Origin of the sequence: Mucilaginibacter paludis DSM 18603, from assembly GCF_000166195.2 — a bacterium.
Taxonomy (GTDB): Bacteria; Bacteroidota; Bacteroidia; order Sphingobacteriales; family Sphingobacteriaceae; genus Mucilaginibacter; species Mucilaginibacter paludis.
Genome location: NZ_CM001403.1, coordinates 2,360,851 through 2,383,605 on the forward strand (window position 1 = coordinate 2,360,851; position 22,755 = coordinate 2,383,605).

Genomic DNA, 22,755 nt, shown 5'->3' on the forward strand with positions numbered 1-22,755 from the left:
AGGGGATCTGATTAATGGGCTATTTTTTGCCATTGACAACATCCAAAGCACGTTGCAATGCTTTGTCGGGCGATGAATAGATATCAGGAATTACCCCCCTCCAGTCATTTTCATTTGCGCCTACATTGTAATAAAGCTTGCTCGAAATCGTTAACTCGAGCCCGGTGTTTGGCAAGTGAGTAGTCACAATATCGCCATAGCTTTTGATTAATCCGCCGGTTTCCTCACCGATAATAATACCCCTGTTATAGTATTTAAAACATTGCGCAAAATCTGATGCCGAAGAATAGGTTTCGATATTTACCAATAAAATCACCCGCCCGTTAAACCGCAGGGGGGTGTTTCCAATACTTATCTGGTCAACATATTGGGTATCCAATGAGCCGTTGGGCCGGGCCAGTAATACTTTATCGGCGCTATCCAGCGGTTTGTTTAAACGGTGTTCACGTAAGCGTTGCTTTAACAACGCACTGTTTTTTCCGATCACTTTGGCGTACTGGGTAAAGGGTTTATTTAACAGGTATTGAAAAAGTGCGTCGCCAACATCCGAATCGCCCCCGCCGTTATCGATTAAATTGATGATAAGATTCTGCACATGCTTTTCTTTGATCACCCTAAATGCCGAATCGGCAAAGTTTTTAAATCCATTCCAATCGAAACTTTTGAAATCAATAACCGCCGTTTGATCGTCGTTCAAGAGCCGGAGTGCATAAACCCGATCAGCATGATTCTTGCCATCAGCTTGCCTTTTAGCCAGGTCATCGAGTACGGTTTTACGAATGCCCTTTATCGTGATAGCTTTGACAATGCCCTTGCTTTTGTATTTCAGCTGGTAAATACCATTCGCCCTATAAAGCGCTTCGAGATAAAAATAAAAGCGTGTTGCACCAAACTCGGCCCTGAATAAACGGCTTTCGCCTGTGTTTAAGTCGATAATATCGTTTACTATTTTCAGCGCGGGGATATTATTGATACTGAGGATCTCAGCGCCTAAAGGCAATTCCGCCTTTAAGCCTTGATAAGCTCCTGAGCAGGTGATAAAAGGTTTTTTTGTTGATAATTTAACATGATAAGGCAATACAAAGGGATTTAGGCTGTTATAAAACTGGCCGATATGCAGATCGGTATGACCGTCATCCAGAGTTCCCAGCAAAGGTGCTATCCGCAGATAAAAATCCACTTTATTCAAATTTCTGTCCAACTGGCTTTTGATCCGGGAAACATTTTTAAAAAAAGAAGCTTCCGGATACCTGTAAAAGGGATTAGGGTGCGTTTCCAATAAGTATTTAACCAGGCTATCCACATCTTGTCTCATTTTATATGGCGTATACTTCTCTGGGGATTGCCCCCAAACCATTTGGACGGCAAACAAATTAAGCGTAAGTATGATGATCAGGGCTTTCATGCGGTATCAAGTCGTAAGTTTAGTAATCAGATACATTTTTTGATTGATTATATAGGATTTGCTGACGCGCAGGAAACGTTGCTGCGGCAGGTTCTGGTGAATCTGTTAGACTAACGCAGCCGGGAAAGCAGTTTCCTGGCCACCGCTTCCACCGAAATATGCGCATTGATGGCTACCGCGATAAAGGTTTTGGATGCCGTATCATAAACCAGTAGCGCGCGGTAAGTCTGGGTGCCACCGCTATGGCCGATCCAGAGATCATCCGTATTGGTAATTTCGTTAAAATCGTATAGCATCATGCCACGGCCATACCATGTGCCTGTATCTGGCATGGCATATAGGTCTTTCAGGCGGTCATGCACCTGTGCTACCGGGCCTAATTTGCCGGTCATCAGGCTGTAGAGCAATATCACCATATCGCTGGCGTTGCTCACGATATTCCCTGCGCCTAAAGGTACCGAATAATCTTCTTTGACGATTTGTCCGTTCTCGTGCGCCACGGCGAGGTTGGCTGGTTGTTCATGCGGCTTCAGGGCGCGTAAGGATGTCAGGTGCAGGGGTACTGCGATCCTGTCCCTGATGAGTTCATCAAATGGTTTTCCTTCGGTCTTTTCCGCGATCAGCGCCAGCAGTAAATAATTGGTGTTGCTGTAAGACCAATTTGTGCCCGGGGGAAAAAGATTTTTTTGCGCGTGGGCCAGGCCAAGCAATTCATCCGGCGAATAATACCTGTCAATGGCAAAAACTTTAGGGTCGTTATTAAAGCTGTAAATGCCGCTGGTATGCATCAGCAGTTCATCGATGGTGATCTTACGGGCGTCCTGCAAAGCCGGGAACCAGCGCGATAGTTTGTCTTCGCGGTCCAGTTTTTTCTCCTGTATCAGTTGTTCAATAACCGTTGCGGTGAGTAGTTTACCCACGCTGGCCCAATAAAATACCGAGTTGGGATTTACTTTTCTTTGGTCGGGCTTAGAGAGGTAACCGGTATCAGTTTGCCATAAACCCTTACCCGGAGCCAGCATAGCCGCGGTCAGTCCAGGCATGCCCGTCATACGGAACAGGTTATTAACGGTATGGTCTAAGCTGTCTTTTAAACGTCCGCTGAGGGTGGTAGCGGCATCATAAGCGCCAGGCGATGGAAAAACGAACAACGCCGGCTGCGGGTGTTTTTGGGGCGCTTTGCCCTTATCCTGCGCATCGGTTTTCCGGCATGCGCTAAAAAGCAAAACTATCAATACTATACAGGCAAATCGTATACTTTTCATGGTTTTCGTTGTACAAATGTTTCAAAAAAGGCATCGCGGAAACTGTTGCCGATCGGTACTTCGTTGGACCCGATATAAATGGCGTTATTGTCGAAGGTTTTAATAAAGGAAGTATTGACGATATAGGATTTGCTGACGCGAAGGAAGCGCTCCTGCGGCAGTTTCTGATGGATCTGTTTGAGGTTCATCGCAGTGATGATCTTTTGGTCTTTCAGATGCAGGATCACATAATCTTTCAGCCCCTCGATGTATTGCAGTTCATCCAGCGCCACCCGGATAAATTGCCGGTCGGACCGCACCAGCAGATGATCCGGCACAAATTCAACTGAAGTATCGCGGGATTCACTAAATAACCTTTCATAGGCCAGCGCCTTCAGCACCGCCTTGTCGAAACGTTCGGCATGTATCGGTTTAACCAGATAACCAATGGCATCAACCTCGTAACTATCCAGGGCGTATTCCGCGAAAGCGGTAATAAAGATCACCATTGTTTGCCTGCCTAACGACCGGGCAAAATACAGCCCATTGCCCCCTGGCATGCGGATGTCGAGAAAAATCAGGCCCACCGGGTTAAGCAACAGGTAAGCAGCCGCTGCCGCAGCGTTATTGAAACAGCCCGCCAGTTCCAACTCAGGGTATTTTTTGAGGTGCAACTGCACGCCTTTGCGCGCCAGCGGTTCGTCATCCACAATCAAACATTTCATAGCTTTAAGGTGAGGTTAACAGTATAACTATCCGGGCTATTGTGGATGATGAGGCTGTGCATGGCCGGAAACAGCAGTTCAAGCCGTCGCCGCACGTTGGGCAGACCAAGGCCGCCCGGTTCATGAGTTGGTAACGGCCCTTTAGGATTGATACAGGTAAATACCAGTTCGGTACCTGTTAATACAAAGCCGAGCCGGACATAAGCCCCGGCCTCCGACTGGATATTGTGTTTCACTGCATTTTCTACAAAGGGAATGAACAGCAGCGGCGGCACCATTTGCGGCATGTGTGTACCTGTCTCCTCGATACTAAACTCAAAAAAATCCCGCCTGATCTTTTCCAGCGACAGGAAATCATGCAGGAAGCGAATATCGGCGCTCAATAAAACCTGTTCGCGCGCGCTGTCATAGAGCTGGTAGCGCAGCAGATCCGATAATTTGATCAGCATCTGGCTGGCCTTATCGGGTTCGGTATGGATGAGCACTTCGCTGCCGTTAAGCATATTGAACAAAAAATGCGGGCTTACATTGCTTTTCAGCAGGTCCAGTTCGGTATGGATGCGGATATTCTCCAGTTGGGTGAGCCGGTAGCTGTCTGTCACCCAGCGCTGAAAGAGTTTCATCCCGGCGGTAGCGGCGCAGAGCACACAAAGCAGCACCACATAAGCCAGGAAGTCGGCAGTATTATCCATCGGTTTGCCCGGGTTGCCCGGCAGGCGCAGGGAGGGCAGCCAGGCGCGTACCTGAACAAAAACCAGGAAGGACAGCACGATTCCGCCCCCCACCCAAAGAAAGTACCGCCCGTACTTTCCCTTAAATAAAAAGCGGGGGATCAGTATATACAGGTTGAGCGCTGTGAGGCCCACCATCACCAGCAGTCCGCCCAGCTTCAGGTATACAAACGTATCGTCCGCGTAGCGGTGCTCTTCGTTCCCGCCTTTCAGCAGGACGAGCAGGATCAGTACGAAGGCAACCCGGCGGTAAATACGGTAAGGGCGGTCTACCAGGAAGCGCAGGATGGGTTCCTTGTTCATCATACTAAGGTACGTATTCCTAAAAAGCGCCGCTGGTTTTTAGACGAAACGCGCAGATATATAGATCAACCGCCGCTCCTTCCTTTTTCATCCGCGGCGCCGACGCTCTTCGGTCTGGCGTAACTTGTTATGACCGAAGCGCCAGCTAAAATACTGGCATTGGCAATGCTTGCTTTGCTGGTGATAGATCAGGTTTTGCAAAGCGGAAATGTAGCGGCCCGCTTAAGGCCACATCATGTACGAGAAGAAAATAGCTAAAGACCTCACCTGTGGGTTGAACATTGCCATTGAAGTAATCGGCGGCAAATGGAAGGCGAATCTTTTAGCTAATATCAGTAAAGGCCTCAAAAGACCATCTGAACTGCATCGGTCTATCCCTCGAGCTTCCGCAAGGATGCTGAACCAGCAGCTATCCGAACTGGAATTTCATAGTATTGTTGAAAAGACGATCTTTAATATTTTGCCGACTAAAGTAGAATATGCCTTAACGCCCGGTGGTGAAAGCATAATGGAGGTTTTAAGGGCGATGAAAAGCTGGGGCGAAAGGTTATAAAGAAACCTTCCACCAGCTGATCAAAAAAGGCGAAGCTTAAAATATTTGGATATGTGATTGAATGTAATCCCTGATCGTCAGCGGTTTTTGCCCGGTGATCTTTTCGACGTTATCGTTCATGCCTCCAGAAATGCCGCTTCTGAAATCCTGCGCCACACCATCAATATGCTGTACAAAGTAAGGCGTGAAATATTGCTTCAACATTTCGCCGAACGGTTCGATCTCCATAGGGATATAGTCGATCTTTCTGCCAAGTTCTTCTGAGAGTATTTGTGCAACCTGGAATTGCGTCATTTCTTCTGCACCATACAATTCCAGTGTTTGCCCTGCAAACTGATCCGGGTTAGCCAGCACAGCCGCAATCACTCTCCCGGTGTCTTCTCCGGCTACGGGGGCATAACTCGCGTTTCCAAAAGGAGATAACAGCCGATTGTTTCCTTTGATCTCAGCCGAAAAATAAGAAAGCCATTCGGCAAAAAGTGTGGGGCGCAAATGCGTAACCGGTATGCCTGAAAGATCCAACAGCCGTTCTGCTATCCAGTGATTTTGTGCTCCATGGCTGGGCGATTCCCTCCTGGCGGTGCGTTGCGACATATTGACGATGTGACCGACGTTTTGTTCCAATGCCGCCTGGATAAAATAAGCTGTGGCTTCGATCAGGCCGGGAACCTGGATGGGATAAACAAAATATGCGGCACTGATTCCTTTTAAAGCTGCGCTGACCGAATTGAAATCAGACAAGTCACCCACTACTACTTCCACGCCCTGGGCGGCCAATGCATTTGAACGTTCATCGATCTGATGAACCATTGCCCTTACGGGTATATTCAATGCTATTAGTTTAGCGATAGAATTTTTTCCGGTAGCACCTGTAGCGCCTGTTATTAAAACTTGATTTTTCATGATGATTTAATTTTGATGGTTTAATTTTTTAGTTTGGCCCATTCGTCGGCCAGGGTGATGATATTTTTTAATTTGGTGTCTAATCCGAAACCGGATTTGGTGATCAGCTCATCACCAAACATTGAGAATTGGGAGGATGGCAAATCGTATTCAGCGTAAGCGGTTTGATCTTCAGCTTCGTAAACCAGCACGCGTAATGGCGCATATAAACCAAGGCGGATATCGGTGCTTATGATCTGCGATGCGCGCAGGTAATTGCCGACAAAATATCTTTTAGCTGTCCGGGATGGCCCGTTTAAACTCAATAAATGCCCCAGGTCTTCTATGTTAAACAAAGTCATTCCATCTTCGCCCTGCATAGCCTTAATGGCTAAAGTGGTGGCTTCAGCATCGTGTCCGGCCTTGGTTAGTGCTGGTACATCAAGCCGCCCAAGCGCCGCTTCCAGTTCTCTTGTGAATTCGGCAAAGCCTGATTCAAGTTTGACCGAAATATGGGTTACTGTATATTGAGTTTCCATTATTTTGAATTTTTGAGGATGATGTTTTTATTATAGATCAATTGCCTGATAGCTGCAGCATTGGCGAATAACACCAGAGGCACTAATATGGCAGGCAGCAATAAGAATGGGAAATAACCAACCGCAACGTTAGGCTGTTCAAAGCCGAAATTTTGAAACCTGACCGGTAAAGACAGCACAGCACTGGCTACCACGTTGATCAGTAAAAGCATACAGGCTGCATTCCAGATGATCAATACTGTTTTGCTGAGCTGCTGTTTAACAAAAGCAAAGTAATACACCAGGGGTGCGGTCAGACCGGACAGGATATCGAAGTTCCTGCCTTCAAAGGTCATGGCCTGTGGGATGGCCTGATGTACAAATAACCAGAACAAGGTAACTTCTACCGGAATACGGATGATATGCAAAATGGTCAGCGTTTTGATATCCAGGCTGTCGATAAACATCCGCCCCTTAGCGGTCAGAAAAAGTGCTATACAAAATACGGTTAATGGAATAACCAGCATAGGGAAACGGGCGGTCATGGTATGAACATCGCTGTAAAAGCCCGACAGGCCCAAGGCGGACTGTACTATCGTCAAAACCGATAAAAAAACAAGAAAGGGTTTGGCGTAGTGGGTAGCTTTACTGAATAACCAGATGGTGAGTAAAACGGTGATACCGAAAGTGGCGGCGATATATAAAGGTAAATTTTCCATGATTGCTAAGTTTTTTTAATTATTTAATGATGTCAAAAATCCAGGCTTTTAAAGGAGAGATTAACGGATGATCACCCAATTGAGCGGCCAGTTCCTTTTCCAAACTGTGCTCAATATGCGGCATCAGGCCGGGTGCTTTATGACTGAGCACCGTAAATACCGGCAAGCCATGCAGGAAGCCTTTTGCTGCTGAAGCGGCGCTTGCTATTTGCCCGGACTGTGTAACCAAACTGGATTTGATGGTGCTGAAACCGGCCTGTTGCAACATTTCCTTAGTGTCATTTTCGGTCGAAAGCGAAAACGGACCGGGCAGCTGCAGAATCGGGTTAGCTCCTAAAAAGCTTTCGATCACTTTTCCGCTGATCTCCCAAACCGGGTTATCCTGTATATCCGCCCAAACGCTGATAACCAACCGCCCATCTGTTTTCAGTACGCGTTGCATTTCTTTTAAAGCCTTGAGCTGATCCGGTACCAGCATCAGCCCGAACTGACACACGATCAGATCGTACTGTCCGTCGATATAAGGAATGTTGGTCATATCCACCACATCCCAGGAAATGTTAGTTGCCGTAACCTGCTGTTTAGCGGTTTCGAGCATATCAGCTTGTAAGTCCGTTGCTGTTAAATGCGCCCCGGACGGCAGGTGCCTCAATAGTTGTTTGGTGACGCTGCCGGTGCCGCTGGCCAGTTCCAGCACATTGTAGGCGTTTGAGAAATCAATTCTTTCCATCAGGTCTGCTGAAAATCCATCGAACAAAAATGGGGTTAACAGGTCCTGGTAATGCTGCGGGATTGATCCGCTGAATGGTATGGTCGTTTTCATGACACTTTATTTTAGGTGAACGAATTATTTATTTAGCTTCGTTTTCGATGATAACGCTCAATACGGCTGGCATGGAAACGAAAGGCGTATGGCTGGATGGCAGTCCGTAAAAGCGGGTGATGCCTGCATCTTTTACCATCCTTTGTTGCAGGGAGTAGCTGTTAACCTTATCATTGAAAGTATGCACGAATACTTTGTTAACGCTGCCAAAGTTGGCTGCGGTAAGGGTTACCGGTGCAGCTAAAGGCGCAAGCGGCTCTGCTTTAAAGTGGGCTACCACATAAGCCTGTACCGCTTGTGGCGCATCAGGAACAAAGGTGGACGCAATTCCGTTTGCTGCAATTCCGGCAATCCCTTTCTCTTTTTCAATTTGCAGGTATTTGGGCACATCGCTGTTAGCATCGGTATTGGCCACATCAAGCAGGCTCTGGCCGTTTTTAGGTATATAGGCGGCCACGTAAATGAGTTTTTTGATTTGCGAGGGGATCTGTTCGGCCACTTCGCTAATCACAATGCCGCCAAAACTGTGGCCAACCAGGATTACGTCTTTTTGGGAGCCGATGGCTTTTTTTACCGCGTCAACATAACCCTGGAGATTAATCTGGTTAATGGGTGTTTCGTCAGCGCCGTGTCCGGGCAGGTTCACCACGGTCACATCGTTTCCGTCGGTCTTGAGTTGGGCGGCTACCGTGCCCCAATCCCCGGCAGACGACCAGGAGCCGTGTACGATGACGATGTTTGAGCGATTGCTTTTTTGTTGTGCACTGGCGAATGCTGAAGCTAAAAACAGGATAGCGATGATGGTGGTTAACTTTTTCATGGTGATTTGATTTTTATGATTGTTTTTATTTTGTTGTTTCTGATTTAAGACCGATTTAAAAACGACCGATCGGTCGTTTTTAAATCAAAAAAAAAGGTTATGTCAGTTGCTCTTCAATTTCTTTTTTCAGGATGTTAAGGACAATTTCCATTTGGCTGTTCGTTTCCAATACACGGCCGATCAGTGTACCGCCTTCAATCAGGGTCATGGTTTTGATGGAAAACTCCCTGGCGTCAAAAGTTGGCTTAAACTCTCCGCTGGCGATACCTTTTCCAATAATGGCGGCAATCTTAGTTTGGGCGCTCAAAATAGTGCCTTTTACCTTTTGAGTAATAACCGGGCTGGTGTCATCGGCCTCGGTGCCGAAGTTCAGCATCGGGCAACCGCCCTCTATCGGGAATTGCGCTGGGGTGCTGAACACATCCAGAAATGCAAACAGCTTATCTTTGGCCGTAGCTGCTTTGTTGATGGCATAATCCACTTTATCCACCAGTTTGCCTAAGTTATAATCAACAACGGCATAAGATAATTCATCCTTGCTTTCAAAGTGCCCGTACAAACCGCCTTTAGCCATTTTAGTGGCTGCCATCACATCGCTCATCGCCGTACCCGCCAAACCTCTCTTATTAAATAAAGGTGCGGATTGTTCGATGATGAATTGCCTGGTTCTTTCCGCTTTGCTCATGTCCTTATTGTTTGACAGAACAAATATAGACCGATCGGTCTAAAATAACGAATTTATTTTCCATTTAAAACATAACTATCTAATTGTTAAGTATTTTATTTTTTCAAAAGCATTTAATCTACCATTATATTCACTTGCGACGCTTAGTATATTGATAATAAAAATGCTATTGGATTGGAAAAGACCGATTACGGATTTGTGACTGCCTGAGTTAAAACTGACGGATTTTATTATTGAAAAACTGCCATTAAGGCATAAAAAGTCTCAATGACTGAACATAATTTGAGCCGTTTTTTGTAGATGAATGGCCTGAAATAGGCAGCTTTTCAAAAGTAATGCTTACTCACAGCGGCTAAGCTTGCAATCAAAAATACATATCTTAGATCAGCACTATTACACAGAAGATGAGAGCACAAATATTTTCCTATGAAAAACATATTGGCACAACTGAATTACGTTTGGGGGATGAAAGCATGAGTTGTATATATGGGGATTTTATTCCAAATGAAAATTACTATAAGTCTATTCAAAAAGCTGTTTGGGATTTTGGGTCAAAAAGTAAGCCCGATTATCAAAAATGGACTGCGATGAGATTTAATGCTCAACTTGATAATGGTTATTTTATTTATGCAGCAGGAGGATTTGCAATTGATGATATTCAAGAGCTACAACAAGAACCAAAGCGAATTGATATTGCTGGCGTAGATAGGCATGTAATTGAAGATTTTTTCCTTCAAACAGAACCCCGGCCTTTTACAGAAGACCCTTGGGAAGATATTTCAATTGAACAAAAAATAGAATTTGAAAATGAGCTAAGGAAAGAGATCGGAACTTATATAGATAAATCGTTTGGGGACATAATTACTTCCAATAAAAACCAGCATATATTAGCTGATTTTGAAATTTCGGCCCTATGTCACGATTCAAGGAATGATGATGTTTTATTTGTAACAAGAAAACAAAATTATAATAAACAATTTGCTGTTGTTCATTTAACCTGGAGAGGGGCAAAAGAAATAGCTACCTACCCGCGTGTCGAATTTTACGATAGCTTCGACGATTTTAAATACAATAGAATGTATCCTGATAAAATAGAATGGGAATATTGAGACTGAGCAATATGTTAACAAAAAAACGCCCCGCATTTTTATGTAGGGAGGCCTAACGGTACGAATTACATCGAAGTTTATCGCTGATTTAAAGCGATGGCCGATTTACCGAAAAAAATCAAAGATATGATGACCTGTCAAAAAATCATAATTGGGTTTTAACAGTGATTCGCAAGATCGGTAAATCAGAAAAATTGTTATCCATGGTAGAGAGGTTTACACTACCCCTAATCTAATATGGATGTTTTATTGTGCACTTACTACACATTTAACAATATGGGTCAAAGCTATAGGCGGCCATATAGCTACTTTTACCGCTTTTCTCCACTCTTAACTCAAATACATCCTCTCTGCTTTAAATAGAGATTTGTATGCGTCTAAGCGGTCATCCTTCATTACAGACATGGTATTTTTTAGTTTCGTTGGCCAAATAAAAACTTCAATTTACCAACTATAACTTCTTTATCTCTGCGGCAATAAAATCGTGCAGTTGTTTCTTATCAGGAAGTTGAAGTAAATACCGACTAACAAAAAGTTGATTGTCCATTCCGGCAAGTGCATATTCAACTAAGTGATTATTTTTGTCGGCAACCATGAGTATACCTATAGGTGGATTATCTGTATCTTCTATCACCTCTTTTTTGTAATAATTTAGGTATGTGTTAAGTTGTGAAATATGCGCATGATTAGATTTATCGGATTTTAACTCAATTAGCACTTGGCATTTTAATATCCGATGGTATAAAACCATATCGATAAAAAAATATTCATCACCGATCAATATCCGTTTTGTCTTGCCTCCAAGCAAAAGCCTCTTCCCATTTCCATTAAAAAATCTTGTAAGTTACTCCCTTGTGCTAATATTAATTTAAACGGATAAAAATAAATTATTGCTGAACGCTACTCATAAAAAGCGTACTAACATTGACTGAGCTGAGTTTTAGATTCAGCATCAAGGCCAGCGGATTTCAGAATAAAAAAAGCTTTCCTGACAAAAGCTTTTTTTATTCATAGGTAGATGATTCGCGTTATTCAAGTTTGGTGCCAGTTGCATTTAACTGATTCTGGCGCTAACTGATTCAAAGGGGAACAATGCAATATTCTTTGGCTAAACCTTTAGCGATGCCTAACATCCAGGCCAGTAGCGGCAATTCATGCTCATTATAAAGGTCGGCACTGTCCCATATTTTACAGATGGCTTTTTCAAGAATGATGTCGGTATTATCCGTTTCTCCCGCAATTCGAAATATGGCAAAACGCAAAACGACCGCGTATTGATCATATAAAGCCTCAGCCCCAGCTCTGCTTTTAGCCCGGATAAGCTTTAATACTTTTTCATTGGAAAGTAAAGTTTGGATCATCCTACCGGATTAAAATACAATGAGTTAGGTAGATTGCTATAATTATGCCAGTAATCAGATCGCTTGTGCAGGTTTAGCCCTCCTCCGATCAATGGGGAAATCAAAATACCAGTTGGGGCAATTTTTACAATAAGGAGTTTATTTGCCATGACAAGCCAGCAATATTAAACTTTAATGTTCTAAACGTGAGATAAGTGGGCAGGGCACCACATTATCCATAACCATATATTCTGCCGCCAATTCTGCCTGTTTCCTGATTTAAGGTTAAGATCTAAACCACAACCCTTAAACACAGCGTTATGGTAAGATATATTGCTGTTGGCTTCTGACTTTGTGATTTCGTAAAGTTTGCCATTCTTTATTTATTTATTCTTCCATTGAAGAGTGGATAGTTGAATAATGCTTCAGTACTACAGTCCTTACAAAACGAATTTATAGAAGCCAACTAAATGACAGCTAATTTCATCTGATAAATCAGGCATCGGCCCTCGCAAATCCTACCGTATCCCGGTAAATTTGAGGGGATACTTCCGCATTGATTTTAAAAAACCGGCTGAAGTAAAACTCATCGTTAAAACCCAGTTCGTATGCGATCATTTTAACCGGCTTCGCGGTAAGATATAATTCGCGTTTAGCTTCGATAATTATGCGCTCCGAGATCAGGTTACTTAAGGTTTTATTGAAATATGTTTTACTGATCCTGTTCAATGCTTTGGCAGAGATGTTCAGAAGATCTGCATAATCACTGGGACTGTGCTTGCTTTTATAATGCTCTTCGATAGTATCTTTCAGGGTTTTTAATATAAATGGCTCCTTCTCGGTATTGGATATCTTAGGGGATTGCATATTAAGTTTTATCCTCGATGCATTGATCAAAAATATCTTCAGGTATGCAATCATTAATTCATATTGGGCGACTGCTATATTTTGCATTTCAACCTTTAACTGATCAACCAGGCCGGTAAGCAGGCCCATTTCCGATTCTGTTAACTGCACCTGCGGCGATTCGTATATATTATTAAAAAGCACACCATTACAGGCGACTTCATCATGGTGCTTATGAATGCAGAAAAAATCAGGATGGAAATTGATTAAAAGCCCCTTAAACTCACCATCAGCCCTGATCTTATATGGCTGGTAAATAGAAAAGCTTATCAGGCCATTTTCTGTAAATTCATATTCAGAAAAATCCGCCGTTAGTCGGCCTTTTCCTTTAGTCACCAAAAGCATCGAATAGTAGTTGTAGTTTTTCTGTTGGTTAAAATAGGAATCGTCTTCAAAAGCAAAGATCTTAAAGGCTAAAGCTTTCGTTTGCGGATTAATTAATGTAAAGGCGGTTTGAGCTGTCAAAGTTTGTTTATTAATGTTTGATATCAATTAAAACAGCAGTCTATCTTCTACGGAAATTTCAAGATCATTGATGCTGGCATAACGCTTACGCATCAAGCCGTTTTCATCAAATTCCCAAAGTTCGTTGCCATAGCTGCGGTACCATTGTCCGGTTTGATCATGCCACTCATATTCAAAACGAACAGCCATACGATTTTCTCGAAATCCCCATAGTTCTTTTTTCAGCTTGTAATCCAGCTCTTTCTCCCATTTCCTAACTAAAAAAGCTTTCACCTCATCTCTACCATTAATGAAGTCAGTGCGGTTGCGCCATTCTGTATCAATGGTATAAGCCAAGCATACCTTTTCCGGATCTTTCGTGTTCCAGGCATTTTCTGCAAGCTGTACCTTTTCTAATGCAGTCTCCATGGTAAATGGAGGCAAGGGAAGTTTTTGTTCCATAGTAGTTTTAAATTAAGGAATGGATAAATACAAATCTATCCATTCTTTAGGGAGTGAACACGATCAAATAGCGGCTGTTTCAACCAGCTCAACCACAGGGAAATCTACCACTACCTTTGCGGCATTGTTGAAATAGTTGGTGAATATGTTTAAACCAACATGAGCGATAATTTCTGCAATTCCTGCTTCATCGTAACCGGCATTTTTCAAGGCATCTACATCAGCGTCATTAACCAGTCCTCTTTTTTCAATGATCGTTCTTGAAAAATCAAGCGCTGCCTGAATTTTTGCATCAGCAGATCTACCTTCACGGGCGTATGCAATACTGTCGGCATCAATATGGACTAATTTTTCGCCGATAAAGGTATGTGCGGCATTGCAATATTCGCAGCTATTAGCGTTGGCAACGGTAAGCGCAATCAGTTCACCAAGCTTTCCGCCGATAGTTCCTCCTCCTAAAGCACCGCTTAAAGCAAGATAGCCGTTTAAAACCGTCGGCGAATTAGCCATAGTTCTCATCATATTAGGAACCATTCCCAGCTTGCCTTGAATGGCAGTAAAAAGATCTTTAGATTTTCCTGTAGTTGTTTCAGGATCAAGTGCTGTTAAACGTGACATTTTTTTTAATTTTATTTGTCTTCATTGACAATACAAAGGTGCACTGCTTAAATTATCGATAACATGGATAAACGGTGCAGGTGCATGGACAATCAGGACCATGATTACCCGGGGACAACCTCAAATACTTTTATTGTATAAACGGTATGGGCGTTTTTTTTATATAGCTTGATGGTATAAAAGATATTTGCTCCGGCTAAAATCAATACCGACAAGGGAATGATTGGCGGCTTTAAACCGAGCGGCAATACATCAAGCCGGAACGGCTGGCTAAATACGAACATAGATGGCTGTAATCATCGTGAAGACCACAAGACATGAGCCGACAGAGATGGCAGCGATAAATCTCCCGGGGCTCATATTACCTAACGACACAAAAGAACTGGATGAAGTGTGCTTTCCCAAATCGACAATAATATCATGGGCAATATTTAAATGAAAGAATTATATAATAACTAAGTAAATAAATCAAGTACGCAAAAAAATATGTTGTAACAATTATCGAAAATTGTACTCAAATAGAATATGACAAATTATAAATCTGCGATTGTTTTTGCCTATAAAGCCTTGGAAGGAAAATTGGTTTTAGGAAACAAATACCGATGGATATAGCTGGCAACTCTGTAGACAATTAGTATGTTTTCACTAAACCTAAACCCGCAAATTATAGTTAACGTTAGCACTGTTATATCCAGCACGCTATTGTTTTTAGCTTTTTTAACTTTTACAAAAAAAAGCACAGCACTGATAGGCTACCGTTTTTTATCGCTCTTTTTGTTTTTCCTTACACTAAACTTTGCAAATGATGCATTTAGTGCCGGCGGAGGGTACCTAAAGCATCCAGTACTAATGCTGATATTTCAGCCAGGCACCTATGCCATTGCTCCATCTTTTTATTTGGCATCTGTTTATTTAACATCAGTTGATAAAAAGTTGAATGGTAAAGTTATCTTACATTTCCTGCCATATATTTTCCTTCTTGCTGTTTGTATTTTAACTTTTCAAATACCACCGGATGTAATTGCTGCCAATAAAACAAAAGAAAATCATATAGAGAAGATCGCAAGTATTTGTTTATCAACACTGTTGTTTCTACAGATTTTTTGGTATTTGTTTTTGGCATTAAGGCAGTTGAGAAAATACAGGCAATCCATTCCGCTATTTCTATCCAGTTTCACTGGGAATGATTATAAATGGCTCATCCAAATAACTATAGGATTATGCATGCTGTCTGTTATCTGGTTGTTAGAAAGCATTGCAGGCATGCCTTTACTCTCCCTAATTGCTTCAATAATTTATCTGTGCTCATTTTATTATATCGGTGTGCAGATTATGAAGCAAAAAGACACTCCTTTTTTTGTTCCTGAGCAAGATCAGAGCGTGGATGATCTATCTAACAATCAGGAAATTTGTGTATCACACGATATTGCCATATCAGTCAATCCCGGGTCAACACCATTAAAGAAAAAAGTATTGACAGATGAAAAGGTAATCAAGCTTGAATATCAATTATTAGAATTGATGAGAAAAGATAAGCCTTATTTAGATAGTGAGATTACGCTGCCGAAGCTCAGTAAAATGATGCTTTCCAATACCTACCACATGTCGTATTTGCTCAATGAATGTTTGGAAGAAAATTTTTACACGTTTATAAACCGGTACAGAATTGAAGAATGCATGCGCTTGTTTAACGACCCGGCTTATGATCACTTTACAATTTTAGGAATTGCGTTTGAATGTGGCTTCAACTCCAAAACCTCTTTCAATGTTTTCTTTAAAAAAATCACCGGCTTGTCACCCAGAGAATATAGAGAGCAGTGTAATAAAAAAAATGCGTTAGAAGTTAGTTCTTCTCTATCAAATAATTGACTTACAGTATTTTATAAAATAATATATTTATTAAGAAGTACGTTCGATTTTTTTTTACGAGCGAATTTTGCTTCATGAAATATAAACTAAAAACATCATTCTTCTTAATTACGCTTTTTACACTATTAGGTATTTCCTGCAAAAAAAACTCGGTTAATCCCGTTTTGTCCGAAAAACAAGTTGACTTAGGTACTCACAAGCTGATGACTTATTCATCATCATCAGGCTCTAAATATTTAATCGTATTCGAAAGCGGGTTGGGTAATGATGCCTCCGTTTGGACTGAAGAAAAGATTAGAAAACCGCTATCTGGCATTTCCGATATGTTGATGTATGACCGGGCTGGCTACGGAAAATCTCAAAAAGGACCGTCACCCCGAACCATTGACAGATTAAGCGATGAATTGGCTGCCGTCATCGCCGCAGTTGCCGGTGAAAGAAAAGTTATTATCGTTTCCCATTCCTTAGGTGGTTTGATAGCACGAGCTTACGCCTTCAAAAATCCATCAAAGATAGCTGCGCTTTTGTTTCTTGATTCTTCACATGAACTGTATAACCATTGGACGCAAGACGAGGAAGATAAGTTATATGATGAAACAAAAAAAACTTACGGTGCCGGACCTGGGGTGCTACAAGAGGTAAGAGAGCTCCGCGAAGATTTGGAATATATGTCAACCCTACCAAATCTGCCAAATGTTCCAGTAACAGTAATCACAAGTATGCAAACCAGTGCCGGGGTTTCAAGTGCCGACAAACAATTATGGTATAACGCTCATGAAAGCTTGAAAAATGGAGTTACAGTTTTTCAGCATTTATCAACAATAAAGTCAGGACACTTTATTATGCTTGATGAACCTTATTTAGTCATTGAAAACATCAGACAGCTGTTGTCAAAGTTGCCATAGCGTACAGTTGCCGTCAAAAATAAGATGGCTGGGAAATCCCTCATTTCAAATTCCGAACACGCTCGCCTCTTTAACCGAATTCAATACATCACTTAACTATCCTAACAGATTCATCTTTAGGGAACAACCACCTATAAATGCTTAAAAAACAGGTTATCGCATTCTTTTTGCTAATTATCAGCTATGCTATAGCATCCGCTCAGCAGCTCACTATTAATGGTACTATTACAGATGACACCGGTAGACCGATTCCGTTTGCCAGTATATTGATCCATAATACAACCAAGGGTACTTCTGCCAACAGCGATGGGGCTTACAGCATTAACGTAGCAGCCGGCAATTATGAACTTTTATTTAAGGCCATCGGTTTTCAACAGGAAACACGTAAGATAACTGTGGCAAAAAATGTTGTTTTAAATATCGAACTCCATGTAGCTTCGTACCAATTAAATGAAGTGGCCGTGCACGCCACCGGCGAAGACCCCGCCTATGGTATCATCCGCAATGCCATCCGCAAACGTAAAACCTACTTAAAGGAGGTTGATACCTACAGTGCCGATGTATACCTTAAAGGTTTACAAAAACTACTGGCCGCACCCAAAAAGTTTCTGGGCAGGGATATGAACAAGATAGGCCGCGAGATTGGGCTTGACTCCAACCGTCGGGGTGTTATATACTTTTCAGAATCACTATCCAAACTCAGCTTCATAAAACCTGACCTTTTACATGAAGAAATGATCTCATCCAAAGTATCAGGCAGTAACCAGGCGTTCAGCTTTAACAGGGCATCAGATATTAAGGTTAATATGTACGAGAATTTTCAATACTGGGACCAACTGAGCAACCGCCCGCTGATATCGCCCATTGCGGATAATGCACTCAATTTTTACTATTATAAATGGCTGGGCGCTATTGAAGAGAACGGCGAAATTGTAAACAAGATACAACTGACCCCCAAGCATGCTTTCGAACCGGCGTTCACCGGGGTGATCTATATTATGGAGGATAGCTGGCGCATACATAGTTTAGACCTGAAGATAACTGAAAGCGCCAACCTAAACGTGGTTGACACCTTAAAAATAAAGGAACAATATATACCCGTTGGCAACAAAGTATGGATGCCAGCTTCGGTAAAGTATGAGTTTACCGGCGGCCTTTTTGGCTTCAAATTCGGCGGCTACTTTATTGCCGTTTACAGCAATTATGTTCTCAACCCTGCCCTCAATAAAAAAGACTTTGCTGAGGAGGTATTGCGCGTGTCCAAAGGCATCAACAAAAAAGATTCGACCTATTGGCAGCAGGAACGGCCGGTACCGCTAACTTTAGAAGAAACAAATGATTACCGAAAAAAAGCTATTATGGCGGCCAGGCGTGAATCAAAGCCCTACCTCGATTCGCTTGACCGGGTATACAATAAGGTAACTCCCGGCAAGGTATTATTCACAGGTGTGCTGCATCGTAACCGTTATACTAATGAATACCTTAATTTCAACCCGACTATACCCTCGTTCCTTTATAATACAGTAGAAGGCCTTACGGTTAATTATGGTGCAACATTTACTAAACAGATAGATTCTACCGATAGTAAATGCTTGCTTCTGGGCGGAAATGTGCGTTACGGTTTTGGCAATCATTTATTCCATGCCAATGCAATGGCCGACATACCGGCAGGCCGTTTTATCCTGGGCCTTAGCGGCGGTACAGGCATGTATGACTTGAACAACCTCGAGCCAATCGATCCCGCTAATAACACTATTAGTACCTTGTTCGACAGGCAAAATCTTGAGAAGCTTTATGAAAAAAAGTTTGGCCAGGCATCATTATCGGCCAGGATAGCTGGGGGCTGGCTTGGAAGAATTTCAACAACGTATGCCAACCGCAAATGGTATCCTAACAGTTCTTTTTACAGCTTTGGTAACCGGGATAAGGCTTTTACATCCAATAACCCCAATACTCCAGATATTGATCAGTCTTTATTTCCCGAAAATCAATCATTTACCATTAATGCAAGCACCAGTTACAATTTCAGTAATAAATACGAAACTTACCCTACAGGTAAACACTATTTGCCCTCTGCTTACCCTAAGCTGGAGCTGAGCTATACAAAGGGTATTAAAAGCATTTTCGCCTCTGATGTGGATTATGATGTGCTTTCAACAAATTTATCAAAGGAGGGCGTAAACATGGGCATCTATGGCAAGTCTTCTTTTTATATTGGGGCAGGTAAGTTTTTACGTGCTAAGCAATTATACTTTATAGATTATGCCCAGTTTATAGGTAATGACGGTTTCATAAATCTCATATCGTCAAACCGGTTTTTGTTATTGGATTCATACCGGTACAGCACACCAGACAAATATTTTGAAGCCCATATCGAACACAATTTTTCAGGATATATCTTAAATAACGTCCCACTAATCCGTAAGCTAAAACTGCAGGAAATTATAGATTTGAATTATTTAACCACGCCTGTGCTTAAAAGCTATTACGAGGTTGCAGCGGGTGTGCAGTACCTCAATTTCAGGCTCACGTACGTGCAATCGTACAAAGATGGAAAGAAAAGCGAAGAAGGAATTAAAATTGGGATAATATTACCTCAAACTAAAGGTTCACGCTGATATTAGCATTCAATAACGCTATAACGTATTAAAAAAGGCTACAGATGAACGAGGGTTTGGCATGCTGCAAACCAAATTATCTATCTTGGTTTCGGTCAGGGCAGGGTCGCATGTCAGAGCCCCTTCTATTTTGTTACGATATTAATAAGTTCCAAAGTGGAATCGAATGCAACATCATCTTTTGATTTCCTACACTTGTTTCTGGCGAGATTTCCGAAGGTATGTCGTGCCCAATAAAATATAATGCTGATGCCTGTTAAACTTCTTGTATCTGCCATGCCTTTACTAAGAGCCTTATTCAGGTTAGTAATGGTGGCATACCTATCAGAAAGCATGTTCCTTTATTTGAATAAGAATGGGTGAGCTTCATCAGGTTAATTAATACTAATAAAAGCCTTATCCTGTCTTTTACCCTTGGTTTTTGACCTGTTATATTCTATCCTTCCATCTTTGATTTTATAGTTACTTAAGTATAAATCTACAGCGTTAATACCACACAGGTAAAGGAAAGCATAAACATATCCCGAGCAAGTTCAGCTCGGCTATCTTTTCAACTTGGCAATCACGATTTTTTATAACTTACTCTATTATAGAAAAATGCCCAATATGAATTCTAAATAAGTTTATTTAATTAAACATCCGATAATCATTCGGCGTAACGCCTGCTTTTTGTTTGAATAAACGGGTAAAATACTGTGTGTGTGGTGACGAATTAGAATTTTATCGAAAAAAAAGCCCTCAGGGCATAAAAAAAGCCCTTTTACTGCTGTAAAAAGGCTTTTCAGAAAAGGGTGCTTAACCGTACAAATTACATCGCGATTCATCGTTGATTTGAAGTGGCTGGCCGATTTTCCTGAAAGATTAAAGGAATATAATGAGATGGGAAAAGGTAATAATTGATCAATTTAAGACAAAATAAAAGCATGCAGGATTAGCATAACATTTATCAGTAGTAATGAACTGCAAAATTCATTACTACTGATAGTAATAATTAAAAATTGCTTCTACCTAAAAGTTGAGTGCTATAAGATGCGTATTACGTTAAAACACCGCCTTGATGACCTTATCCACCTATTAATAAGGTCGGCCGTTTTCGAATATGGCATTCGAGTTTAGTAAGGACATTAAAAGAATGTTTTTTATTATTCAATCCTCCTGACATAGGGTTGTCACTATGGCTTATTATTCTTGTGCTATCAAAAACAATAAAAAGCTATATCATGAATTTAAAGTCATTAAGAATTATTACCGGGGACATCAAACGTTTGGTGCCATTTTATGAAAGTGTTACTGGTCTGACGGCGCAATGGTTCACAGAAGATTTTGCAGAATTGGCTAACGGCACCGCTACTTTGGCCATCGGCAGTACACGTACCTTGAGTTTATTTGGCGAGGGAATTGCCGAGCCGGCCAGCAATAAAAGTGTGATCATTGAATTCCTGGTGGACAACGTAGACGAAGCTTACGAGCGGATTAAAGCCTTGGTACCTGTAGTTGTTCAAAACCCTACGACCATGCCCTGGGGAAACCGCTCGCTATTATTTCGCGATCCGGATGGTAACCTGATCAACTTTTTCACACCAGTTACGCTTGAAGCAATTCAAAAATTCAGCTGACAAATTTTGCTCGAACATAAAAATAATTGACAAGCCTTTAATTACGATAACAAAAATTAACGTAGTTTAATTTTTACGTCTTTTCAGAAGTATACCTTTTGATAGCAAAAACACGTTTAATCATCTATATGGGACTTATAAAAATTAATGGCATTCAGCTGTATGTCGAAGTCAAAGGAACCGGGTTTCCTATTATTTTAATCCATGGAAACGGCGGAGATCACCAGGCTCATTTTAAAAATATAATTGAACCACTTTCGAAAAACTTCCAAACGGTGGCATTGGATTGCCGTGGCCACGGACAGTCTGATAAGCCGGCAGCATTTACCCTCGAAGATCATGTTCAGGATATTATTGAAATCATGGATCACTTTGGCTTCGAAAAAGCGCATTTACTGGGCGTATCCATGGGCAGCTATATCGCTCAGTTGGTTGCCATCACCGCTCCGGATCGTATTGATAAACTAATACTGACGGTTACCAAATCCAATGGACTTACCTCTTCGATACTGCGTTTATTTAAAGAAAATGAAGAAGAAATTAAGGGTTTGAATATGCATGAAACCATATTGAAACTATTAAAATTTATGGTGTATGACCCCGAACTGATGAAAAACCATTTGGAGGTATTTGAAACCAAGCTAAGTGCCGAACAATTCAATGCTGCCAATAAAGCAATTGGTGCTTTCGATTTCAGGAATCAATTATCCAAGGTTATAGCAAAAACGCTAGTGATCAGCGGAAGATATGATGGCTTGAACCCTCCTGCTGACGGAAAGGAAGTGGCTTCCCTAATAAAAAATGCAACATTTGAAGAAATGCAATACTCCGGACATGCACCTATGTTCGAGGAACCGGATGCCTATATGAATATCGTTGAGGCCTTTTTATTAAAACAATAACAAACAGGCAATATTAATCTCTAAAAGTTCGTCTTCCAGTTCCATCATTAAAAATTATAATTCAAAGAGCTATTACTGATAACGTCGCGCGACAATAGCGAAGGCCAGGGCAGCCTACGTATTCTTACTGCTGCTTTGGATTCAGCCGAAAAGGAAGTTGCATATCTGAACAATAAGCAGCCAGCAGAGCGAACCCATTAATGCGACGAGTGTTCCGGAAATCAGCAAGCGTGAATTATGGTTTTGTTGTCGATGTTCTTTATCGTCAGTTGAAGCCATGAAGCGACTGTAATATGAATATCAGGGTAAATAAAATAGTGCACAACAGCAAACCGCCTTTGCTGAGCAATAAACGGTTAACCTGATCATCGTATGCTGGGTTGCAAAAGAAATGCCGGGTGTGTATTTGTTGAGTTAAAGGTTTTCTGTAGTGCCTGCGGTCAAACCGGTATACGAATAACAGGATAAGCATATCCAATACAGTTAATAGGACGATCGCGGATTGGGTAGTAGTCATGGTTTTGAATACAAAAGGCAGGCTTTTCAGGGCGCTGCCTT

Annotated in this window: 23 protein-coding genes and 1 pseudogene; 7 read left to right on the forward strand and 17 right to left on the reverse strand. The window is 41.8% G+C overall.

The genetic code is table 11. The annotated features are described in order from the left end of the window. Positions 1-19: 19 nt before the first annotated feature. The 4 genes from MUCPA_RS09730 to MUCPA_RS09745 form a co-directional block, all read right to left on the reverse strand. Entirely contained in the window at positions 20-1,405 is a 1,386-nt protein-coding gene (locus MUCPA_RS09730; protein WP_008506081.1) for a S41 family peptidase, read from the reverse strand. Positions 1,406-1,515: 110 nt separating this feature from the next. Next, complete coding sequence (locus tag MUCPA_RS09735) at positions 1,516-2,670, reverse strand: serine hydrolase domain-containing protein (RefSeq protein ID WP_008506082.1); 1,155 nt, start codon at positions 2,668-2,670, stop codon at positions 1,516-1,518. Continuing rightward, the gene (locus MUCPA_RS09740) at positions 2,667-3,374 is read right to left on the reverse strand and encodes a LytR/AlgR family response regulator transcription factor (protein WP_008506083.1); all 708 of its coding nucleotides are present in this window, start codon (positions 3,372-3,374) and stop codon (positions 2,667-2,669) included. The genes MUCPA_RS09735 and MUCPA_RS09740 overlap by 4 nt, the downstream gene beginning before the upstream one ends. Continuing rightward, positions 3,371-4,411, reverse strand: coding sequence for a sensor histidine kinase (locus tag MUCPA_RS09745; protein ID WP_040625818.1), 1,041 nt, complete (start codon positions 4,409-4,411; stop codon positions 3,371-3,373). Before MUCPA_RS09745 ends, MUCPA_RS09740 begins: the two co-directional genes overlap by 4 nt. 232 nt (positions 4,412-4,643) lie before the next feature. On the opposite strand from MUCPA_RS09745, the gene MUCPA_RS09750 reads away from it, so the two are divergent. Then, positions 4,644-4,961, forward strand: coding sequence for a winged helix-turn-helix transcriptional regulator (locus tag MUCPA_RS09750; RefSeq protein ID WP_008506085.1), 318 nt, complete (start codon positions 4,644-4,646; stop codon positions 4,959-4,961). Between the two features lie 36 nt (positions 4,962-4,997). Here the strand turns inward: MUCPA_RS09750 and MUCPA_RS09755 are convergent, their stop codons facing one another. The 6 genes from MUCPA_RS09755 to MUCPA_RS09780 form a co-directional block, all read right to left on the reverse strand. Continuing rightward, entirely contained in the window at positions 4,998-5,864 is an 867-nt protein-coding gene (locus tag MUCPA_RS09755; protein ID WP_008506086.1) for an NmrA family NAD(P)-binding protein, read from the reverse strand. A gap of 20 nt (positions 5,865-5,884) precedes the next feature. After that, entirely contained in the window at positions 5,885-6,382 is a 498-nt protein-coding gene (locus MUCPA_RS35900; RefSeq protein WP_008506087.1) for a DUF302 domain-containing protein, read from the reverse strand. Then, the gene (locus MUCPA_RS09765) at positions 6,382-7,080 is read right to left on the reverse strand and encodes a hypothetical protein (RefSeq protein ID WP_008506088.1); all 699 of its coding nucleotides are present in this window, start codon (positions 7,078-7,080) and stop codon (positions 6,382-6,384) included. Before MUCPA_RS09765 ends, MUCPA_RS35900 begins: the two co-directional genes overlap by 1 nt. 19 nt (positions 7,081-7,099) lie before the next feature. Beyond that, positions 7,100-7,903 carry a class I SAM-dependent methyltransferase gene (locus MUCPA_RS35905; protein WP_008506090.1) on the reverse strand — a complete coding sequence of 268 codons (804 nt, stop codon included), beginning with the start codon at positions 7,901-7,903 and terminating at the stop codon, positions 7,100-7,102. A 28-nt stretch (positions 7,904-7,931) separates the two neighbouring features. Further along, the gene (locus MUCPA_RS09775; RefSeq protein ID WP_008506092.1) at positions 7,932-8,723 is read right to left on the reverse strand and encodes an alpha/beta fold hydrolase; all 792 of its coding nucleotides are present in this window, start codon (positions 8,721-8,723) and stop codon (positions 7,932-7,934) included. Between the two features lie 97 nt (positions 8,724-8,820). Further along, complete coding sequence (locus tag MUCPA_RS09780; protein WP_008506093.1) at positions 8,821-9,408, reverse strand: TetR/AcrR family transcriptional regulator; 588 nt, start codon at positions 9,406-9,408, stop codon at positions 8,821-8,823. 404 nt (positions 9,409-9,812) lie between these two features. On the opposite strand from MUCPA_RS09780, the gene MUCPA_RS09785 reads away from it, so the two are divergent. Continuing rightward, the gene (locus MUCPA_RS09785) at positions 9,813-10,517 is read left to right on the forward strand and encodes a hypothetical protein (RefSeq protein WP_008506094.1); all 705 of its coding nucleotides are present in this window, start codon (positions 9,813-9,815) and stop codon (positions 10,515-10,517) included. Positions 10,518-10,968: 451 nt separating this feature from the next. Here the strand turns inward: MUCPA_RS09785 and MUCPA_RS09790 are convergent. From MUCPA_RS09790 to MUCPA_RS38200, 6 genes and pseudogenes are all read right to left on the reverse strand, one after another. Continuing rightward, positions 10,969-11,343, reverse strand: a pseudogene (locus tag MUCPA_RS09790) (PDDEXK nuclease domain-containing protein); the annotation flags it as partial. 253 nt (positions 11,344-11,596) lie between these two features. Beyond that, complete coding sequence (locus MUCPA_RS09795; RefSeq protein WP_008506095.1) at positions 11,597-11,878, reverse strand: hypothetical protein; 282 nt, start codon at positions 11,876-11,878, stop codon at positions 11,597-11,599. A 474-nt stretch (positions 11,879-12,352) separates the two neighbouring features. After that, on the reverse strand, positions 12,353-13,228 hold the full coding sequence (locus MUCPA_RS09800; protein ID WP_008506096.1) for a helix-turn-helix domain-containing protein: 876 nt from the start codon (positions 13,226-13,228) through the stop codon (positions 12,353-12,355). Between the two features lie 27 nt (positions 13,229-13,255). Next, entirely contained in the window at positions 13,256-13,669 is a 414-nt protein-coding gene (locus MUCPA_RS09805; protein WP_008506098.1) for a nuclear transport factor 2 family protein, read from the reverse strand. Between the two features lie 63 nt (positions 13,670-13,732). Continuing rightward, a complete protein-coding gene (locus MUCPA_RS09810) occupies positions 13,733-14,287 on the reverse strand; it encodes a carboxymuconolactone decarboxylase family protein (protein WP_008506099.1) in 555 nt (184 codons plus the stop codon). A gap of 104 nt (positions 14,288-14,391) precedes the next feature. Then, on the reverse strand, positions 14,392-14,571 hold the full coding sequence (locus MUCPA_RS38200; protein WP_040625820.1) for a hypothetical protein: 180 nt from the start codon (positions 14,569-14,571) through the stop codon (positions 14,392-14,394). 352 nt (positions 14,572-14,923) lie between these two features. Between MUCPA_RS38200 and MUCPA_RS35910 the strand changes: the two genes are divergently transcribed. From MUCPA_RS35910 to MUCPA_RS09840, 5 genes are all read left to right on the forward strand, one after another. Further along, on the forward strand, positions 14,924-16,156 hold the full coding sequence (locus tag MUCPA_RS35910) for a helix-turn-helix domain-containing protein (RefSeq protein WP_008506100.1): 1,233 nt from the start codon (positions 14,924-14,926) through the stop codon (positions 16,154-16,156). A gap of 74 nt (positions 16,157-16,230) precedes the next feature. Continuing rightward, positions 16,231-17,061 carry an alpha/beta fold hydrolase gene (locus MUCPA_RS09825; RefSeq protein WP_008506101.1) on the forward strand — a complete coding sequence of 277 codons (831 nt, stop codon included), beginning with the start codon at positions 16,231-16,233 and terminating at the stop codon, positions 17,059-17,061. 137 nt (positions 17,062-17,198) lie between these two features. Further along, positions 17,199-19,679: a DUF5686 and carboxypeptidase regulatory-like domain-containing protein gene (locus MUCPA_RS09830; RefSeq protein ID WP_008506103.1), complete on the forward strand. Its 2,481-nt coding sequence runs from the start codon at positions 17,199-17,201 to the stop codon at positions 19,677-19,679. Between the two features lie 1,220 nt (positions 19,680-20,899). Continuing rightward, complete coding sequence (locus MUCPA_RS09835) at positions 20,900-21,295, forward strand: VOC family protein (protein ID WP_008506105.1); 396 nt, start codon at positions 20,900-20,902, stop codon at positions 21,293-21,295. A 128-nt stretch (positions 21,296-21,423) separates the two neighbouring features. Further along, complete coding sequence (locus MUCPA_RS09840; protein WP_008506108.1) at positions 21,424-22,197, forward strand: alpha/beta fold hydrolase; 774 nt, start codon at positions 21,424-21,426, stop codon at positions 22,195-22,197. Positions 22,198-22,462: 265 nt separating this feature from the next. Here MUCPA_RS09840 and MUCPA_RS38205 read toward each other — a convergent pair whose 3' ends face one another. Then, a complete protein-coding gene (locus MUCPA_RS38205) occupies positions 22,463-22,714 on the reverse strand; it encodes a hypothetical protein (RefSeq protein WP_040625821.1) in 252 nt (83 codons plus the stop codon). Positions 22,715-22,755: the final 41 nt, after the last annotated feature.

What these genes read in the sequence shown, in the direction of transcription:
- MUCPA_RS09730 (WP_008506081.1), bottom strand. Translation starts at nt 1,405, where the DNA reads ATGAAAGCCCTGATCATCATACTTACGCTTAATTTGTTTGCCGTCCAA.
- MUCPA_RS09735 (WP_008506082.1), bottom strand. Translation starts at nt 2,670, where the DNA reads ATGAAAAGTATACGATTTGCCTGTATAGTATTGATAGTTTTGCTTTTT.
- MUCPA_RS09740 (WP_008506083.1), bottom strand. Translation starts at nt 3,374, where the DNA reads ATGAAATGTTTGATTGTGGATGACGAACCGCTGGCGCGCAAAGGCGTG.
- MUCPA_RS09745 (WP_040625818.1), bottom strand. Translation starts at nt 4,411, where the DNA reads ATGATGAACAAGGAACCCATCCTGCGCTTCCTGGTAGACCGCCCTTAC.
- MUCPA_RS09750 (WP_008506085.1), top strand. Translation starts at nt 4,644, where the DNA reads ATGTACGAGAAGAAAATAGCTAAAGACCTCACCTGTGGGTTGAACATT.
- MUCPA_RS09755 (WP_008506086.1), bottom strand. Translation starts at nt 5,864, where the DNA reads ATGAAAAATCAAGTTTTAATAACAGGCGCTACAGGTGCTACCGGAAAA.
- MUCPA_RS35900 (WP_008506087.1), bottom strand. Translation starts at nt 6,382, where the DNA reads ATGGAAACTCAATATACAGTAACCCATATTTCGGTCAAACTTGAATCA.
- MUCPA_RS09765 (WP_008506088.1), bottom strand. Translation starts at nt 7,080, where the DNA reads ATGGAAAATTTACCTTTATATATCGCCGCCACTTTCGGTATCACCGTT.
- MUCPA_RS35905 (WP_008506090.1), bottom strand. Translation starts at nt 7,903, where the DNA reads ATGAAAACGACCATACCATTCAGCGGATCAATCCCGCAGCATTACCAG.
- MUCPA_RS09775 (WP_008506092.1), bottom strand. Translation starts at nt 8,723, where the DNA reads ATGAAAAAGTTAACCACCATCATCGCTATCCTGTTTTTAGCTTCAGCA.
- MUCPA_RS09780 (WP_008506093.1), bottom strand. Translation starts at nt 9,408, where the DNA reads ATGAGCAAAGCGGAAAGAACCAGGCAATTCATCATCGAACAATCCGCA.
- MUCPA_RS09785 (WP_008506094.1), top strand. Translation starts at nt 9,813, where the DNA reads ATGAGAGCACAAATATTTTCCTATGAAAAACATATTGGCACAACTGAA.
- MUCPA_RS09795 (WP_008506095.1), bottom strand. Translation starts at nt 11,878, where the DNA reads ATGATCCAAACTTTACTTTCCAATGAAAAAGTATTAAAGCTTATCCGG.
- MUCPA_RS09805 (WP_008506098.1), bottom strand. Translation starts at nt 13,669, where the DNA reads ATGGAACAAAAACTTCCCTTGCCTCCATTTACCATGGAGACTGCATTA.
- MUCPA_RS09810 (WP_008506099.1), bottom strand. Translation starts at nt 14,287, where the DNA reads ATGTCACGTTTAACAGCACTTGATCCTGAAACAACTACAGGAAAATCT.
- MUCPA_RS38200 (WP_040625820.1), bottom strand. Translation starts at nt 14,571, where the DNA reads ATGTTCGTATTTAGCCAGCCGTTCCGGCTTGATGTATTGCCGCTCGGT.
- MUCPA_RS35910 (WP_008506100.1), top strand. Translation starts at nt 14,924, where the DNA reads ATGTTTTCACTAAACCTAAACCCGCAAATTATAGTTAACGTTAGCACT.
- MUCPA_RS09825 (WP_008506101.1), top strand. Translation starts at nt 16,231, where the DNA reads ATGAAATATAAACTAAAAACATCATTCTTCTTAATTACGCTTTTTACA.
- MUCPA_RS09830 (WP_008506103.1), top strand. Translation starts at nt 17,199, where the DNA reads ATGCTTAAAAAACAGGTTATCGCATTCTTTTTGCTAATTATCAGCTAT.
- MUCPA_RS09835 (WP_008506105.1), top strand. Translation starts at nt 20,900, where the DNA reads ATGAATTTAAAGTCATTAAGAATTATTACCGGGGACATCAAACGTTTG.
- MUCPA_RS09840 (WP_008506108.1), top strand. Translation starts at nt 21,424, where the DNA reads ATGGGACTTATAAAAATTAATGGCATTCAGCTGTATGTCGAAGTCAAA.
- MUCPA_RS38205 (WP_040625821.1), bottom strand. Translation starts at nt 22,714, where the DNA reads ATGACTACTACCCAATCCGCGATCGTCCTATTAACTGTATTGGATATG.